Annotated in this window: 3 protein-coding genes; 1 reads left to right on the top strand and 2 read right to left on the bottom strand. The window is 68.3% G+C overall.

Annotation, left to right across the window (positions count from 1 at the left end; translation table 11 throughout):
• Window positions 1-163 precede the first annotated feature (163 nt).
• On the bottom strand, window positions 164-988 hold the full coding sequence (locus IAE56_RS20710) for an AraC family transcriptional regulator (protein WP_200753812.1): 825 nt from the start codon (window positions 986-988) through the stop codon (window positions 164-166).
• The gene (locus IAE56_RS20705; protein ID WP_200753811.1) at window positions 985-1689 is read right to left on the bottom strand and encodes a VIT family protein; all 705 of its coding nucleotides are present in this window, start codon (window positions 1687-1689) and stop codon (window positions 985-987) included. Before IAE56_RS20705 ends, IAE56_RS20710 begins: the two co-directional genes overlap by 4 nt.
• Window positions 1690-1840: 151 nt before the next feature.
• On the opposite strand from IAE56_RS20705, the gene IAE56_RS20700 reads away from it, so the two are divergent.
• Window positions 1841-3205: a glutamate--cysteine ligase gene (locus IAE56_RS20700; protein ID WP_200753810.1), complete on the top strand. Its 1365-nt coding sequence runs from the start codon at window positions 1841-1843 to the stop codon at window positions 3203-3205.
• Window positions 3206-3263: the final 58 nt, after the last annotated feature.

Raw genomic sequence — 3263 nt, 5'->3', positions numbered from 1 at the left:
ACGCACAGCCGCCAGCGGCTGGGCCGGACCCCGGAGGGGGGTTTACGGCGTGTCCTGCCCACCCACACCGCCCCGCCATCCCACGGATAGCCCGCTTTTGAATTTGACGTTGAAGTTGATTGAAGCAGGTGCAGGGCTGCAAGCCCTGCCAAGACAACCCCACCTAGATGTCCGTCGGAGCCAGCCCGTACTGCTCGGCGAAGCGCTTGCTGAAACTCGCCGCCGAGCGATACCCCGCGCGGGCGGCCACCGTCTTCAGCGGTAGATCGGTCGTGTACAGCAGCGTCATGCCGTGTGCCAGCCGCGCCTCGGTCAACAGCTGGCGAAGACTGGTGCGTTCGGCGGCGAGGCGCCGGCGCAGGGTCGCGCCGCTCAACGCGAACTGGTCTTCCACATCGCGCGACTGCCAGTCACGGGCCGGTTCGGCCGCGATGCGGTCGCGGATCTGCTCGCCCAGGCTCGGGGCCTGCGGCAGCAGCAGGTTGCCGTGGCCCTGCCGGCACCAGGCCAGCACCAGTTCGGCCAGGGCCAACCGTGCTTCGCTGTAATGCCCGTCCTGCAATGCCTGGCGCCAGCGCCGCAGCACCGTGCCGTGGTCGACCAGCCGCGGCTGCGCGATCGCATCGCCGGGCGCAGGCAGTGCCTCGCTCCACAGCGTGCGCGCGGCGCCCAGCACTTCCGCGCACAGCGGCACGATGGCGCTGAGGTAGCGACCGGTGCCCGCATCGGGCGTGTTGACCACATCGATGCGGCAGCGCTGGGTGAACAACAACATGTCACCGGCATGGGCAGTCAGCGACTGGTGCGCGGTGCGGACCTGCTTGCTGCCTTCCAGCAGGATCACGAACTGCGGCTGCGGAATCTCCACCGAACTGGCACCGTGTTCGCGGCGCGCGGTGATGCAGGCATAGCCTTCGGCACGGTCGCAGCCGGCCAGGCTGGCCATCTCGGCCAGCAGGGCAATGTCAGGCGGCAGCATCGTGGTCATGACAGGTGGGCTCCCAGCAGTTTGCCGATGCCCGCGGCGGCGACCATCGCCAGTGCGCCCCAGAACATCACCCGCAGCGCACCGCGCAGCGGCGGCGCGCCACCGGCACGGGCGGCCATCGCGCCGGTCAGGCACAGGCCGGTCAGGGTGCTGGCGGTGGTGGCCACGGTGACCTGCTGGGTGCTGGAAAACAGGGCGGTCAGCACCGGCAGTGCGGCGCCGCAGGTGAAGGCACCGGCCGAGGCCAGCGCGGCCTGCAGCGGGCGCGCGCGCAGGGTATCGGTGATGCCGAGTTCGTCGCGCGCGTGTGCGCCCAGCGCATCATGGGCGGTCAGCTGCTCTGCCACCTGCCGGGCCAATGCCGGCTCCAGGCCGCGATGGCGGTAGATGGCGGTCAGCTCGTCCAGCTCGCTGTGCGGGTCTTCGTGCAGCTCGCGCATTTCCACGGCCAGGTCGGCCGCTTCGGTGTCGGCCTGGGTCTGCACCGAAACGTATTCTCCAGCGGCCATCGACATCGCGCCGGCTACGGTGCCGGCCACGCCGGTGGCCAGGATCGTGCTGGCCGAGGCGCCGCTGGCGGCCACGCCGACCACCAGGCCAGCGACCGAGACGATGCCGTCGTTGGCCCCAAGTACGGCCGCGCGCAGCCAGCCGACGCGGTCGGCGCGGTGCAGTTCCGGGTGTCGTGAATGGCGACTCATGGCCTGAGTGTACGGGGGTCAAGAGGTCGTCGGTAGGATGCTGAAACCCGTCACCGTCGCATGATGCGAAGGGCCGCCACGCTATAGTGCGCCCTTGCGATGGAAGGCCTCCAGCCCCACATCCCCTGCCACTGTCCAGCGAGTCCTCCCCTTGTCGAGCCCCAGCCACGTCGCCGATACGCCCATTACCGACCGCTCGGAGCTGGTCGAGGTGCTTGCCTCCGGCGAAAAGCCCCGTGCGCTGTGGCGCATCGGTACCGAACACGAGAAGTTCGGGTTCCGCCTGGACGATCTGCGCCCGCCGACCTTCGAAGGCGAGCGCGGCATCGAAGCCCTGCTCAACGGCCTGACCCGCTTCGGCTGGGAGCCGGTGCAGGAAAACGGCAACACCATCGCCCTGCTGCGTGACAACGCCTCGGTGACGCTGGAGCCGGCCGGCCAGCTGGAGCTGTCCGGTGCAGCGCTGGAAACCATCCACCAGACCTGCGTGGAAACCGGCACCCACTTGAACGAAGTGGCGCAGGTGGCCGGCGAACTGCAGCTGGGCTTCCTCGGCATGGGCTTCCAGCCGAAGTGGACGCGCGATGAAATGCCGTGGATGCCCAAGGGCCGCTACAAGATCATGCGTTCGTACATGCCCAAGGTCGGTTCGCTGGGCCTGGACATGATGACCCGCACCTCCACCGTGCAGGTCAACCTGGATTACGCCACCGAAGCGGACATGGTGAAGAAGTTCCGCGTGTCGCTGGCGCTGCAGCCGATCGCCACCGCGCTGTTCGCCGATTCGCCGTTCACCGAAGGCAAGCCGAACGGCTACCTGAGCTACCGCTCGCACATCTGGACCGACACCGACGCCGACCGTACCGGCATGCTCGACTTCGTGTTCGAGGATGGCTTCGGCTACGAGCGCTATGTCGATTACCTGCTCGACGTGCCGATGTATTTCTCCTACCGCGATGGCATCTACCACGACGCCAGCGGGCAGAGCTTCCGCGATTTCATGCAGGGCAAGCTGCCGGTGCTGCCGGGTGCGCTGCCGACGCTGCGCGACTGGTCGGACCACATGACCACCGCCTTCCCGGAAGTGCGCCTGAAGAAGTACCTGGAAATGCGCGGTGCCGACGGTGGCCCGTGGAGCCGCCTGTGCGCGCTGCCGGCGTTCTGGGTGGGCCTGCTGTACGACGACACCGCGCTGGATGCTGCCTGGGACCTGGTGCGTGATTTCAGCCTGGCCGAGCGCCACGCGCTGCGCGACGGCGTGCCGAAGTACGCGATTGGCCTGCCGTTCCGCAACGGCACCGTGCGCGACCTGGCCCGCGAAGCGGTGAAGATTTCCGTGGAAGGCCTCAAGCGCCGCGGTGCACGCAATGCCGATGGCCAGGACGAAAGCAAGTTCCTGGACGTGCTGCAGGAGATCGTCGAATCGGGCCTGACCCCGGCCGAGCGCAAGCTGGCGCTGTTCCATGGCCGCTGGCATGGCGATGTCGATCCGGTGTTCAAAGAATTCGCGTACTGACCGTCTCGCGGTAGTGCCGGCCGCTGGCCGGCAGCTGTACGGAGTTGCCGGCCAGCGG

Origin of the sequence: Stenotrophomonas sp. S41 (genome assembly GCF_016624625.1) — a bacterium.
In the GTDB taxonomy this organism is placed as follows: Bacteria; Pseudomonadota; Gammaproteobacteria; order Xanthomonadales; family Xanthomonadaceae; genus Stenotrophomonas.
Note: the sequence above shows the minus strand (reverse complement) of the source record. Positions and strands in the feature narration are given on the sequence as shown.

Excerpts from the sequence above, each read along its gene's own strand:
- IAE56_RS20710 (WP_200753812.1), bottom strand. The coding sequence starts at position 988 with ATGACCACGATGCTGCCGCCTGACATTGCCCTGCTGGCCGAGATGGCC.
- IAE56_RS20705 (WP_200753811.1), bottom strand. The coding sequence starts at position 1,689 with ATGAGTCGCCATTCACGACACCCGGAACTGCACCGCGCCGACCGCGTC.